This window comes from Streptomyces sp. UH6 (assembly GCF_013421635.1).
Taxonomy (GTDB): domain Bacteria; phylum Actinomycetota; class Actinomycetes; order Streptomycetales; family Streptomycetaceae; genus Streptomyces; species Streptomyces abyssomicinicus.
Genome location: NZ_JACADT010001459.1, coordinates 1 through 1008 on the forward strand (window position 1 = coordinate 1; position 1008 = coordinate 1008).

The 1008-nt window shown below is 73.2% G+C and carries 1 protein-coding gene; it reads left to right on the forward strand.

From position 1 onward, the window contains the following. The coding region (locus tag HW445_RS32590; RefSeq protein ID WP_180224339.1) for a HAMP domain-containing sensor histidine kinase at window positions 1-1008 on the forward strand (1008 nt) is incomplete at both ends.

Here is a 1008-nt window from a genome sequence, read left to right on the forward strand (position 1 = left end):
CGGCGGCGACCGGGGTGACGACGACGATGACGACGACCTCGCCGACGGCACACGTGACGACGACGCAGGGGACGCGGACGCCACGGACGACGACACCCGCGCCGTCGGCGAGGTCGCCGGTGACGCCGTCTTCGACCGCGTCACCCTGACGGTGGACGACGAGGGCGAGGCGACCTCCGACCCGGGCGAGGCGGAGGGGCGCGCCGACTTCACCGTCGCAGCCCTGCGCGCCGAGGCGGCCGACGGGACGGAGGTGACCGTCTACGCGGGGTCGTCGCTGGCGGTGCAGGAACTGGCGGTGACCGACACCGTCCGGGCGATGCTGGCCGGCCTGCCCGCGCTGCTGGTCGTCGTGGGGGCGGTGACCTGGCTGGTCACCCGCCGCGCGCTGCGCCCGGTGGAGGGCATCCGCGCGGAGATGGCGGAGATCACCGGCAGCCGCGACCTGTCCCGGCGGGTGCCGGTGCCGTCCTCGCGCGACGAGGTGGCCCGGCTGGCGGTCACCACCAACGGCACCTTGGAGGCGCTCCAGGAGTCGGTCGAACGGCAGCGCCGCTTCGTCGCGGACGCCTCGCACGAGCTGCGCAGCCCGATCGCCTCGCTGCGCACCCAGGTGGAGGTCGGCCAGGCGCATCCGGAACTGCTCGAGGTCGGCGGGCTGCTGGAGGACGTGGTGCGGCTCCAGCACCTCGCCGCCGACCTGCTGCTGCTGGCCCGCCTCGACGCGGGGGAGGAGCCCCGCGCCGTACGGGTGGACCTGGCGGCCCTGGTGCGTGAGGAGACGGCGCGCCGTCCGGAGCAGGTGAGCGCCGGGGAGGTGGAGGAGGCGGTCGTGGCGGGCAGCCGCGGCCAGCTGGAGCGGGTGCTGGGCAACCTGCTGGACAACGCGCAGCGCCACGCCCGGGAACGGGTCGTCGTGCGGGTGTTTTTTTTTTTTAGGGTTAGGGTTAGGGTTAGGGAAAGAGTGTATTTCGACAGGCTCCGTGTTCCGTGCTCTAGAACCTATGG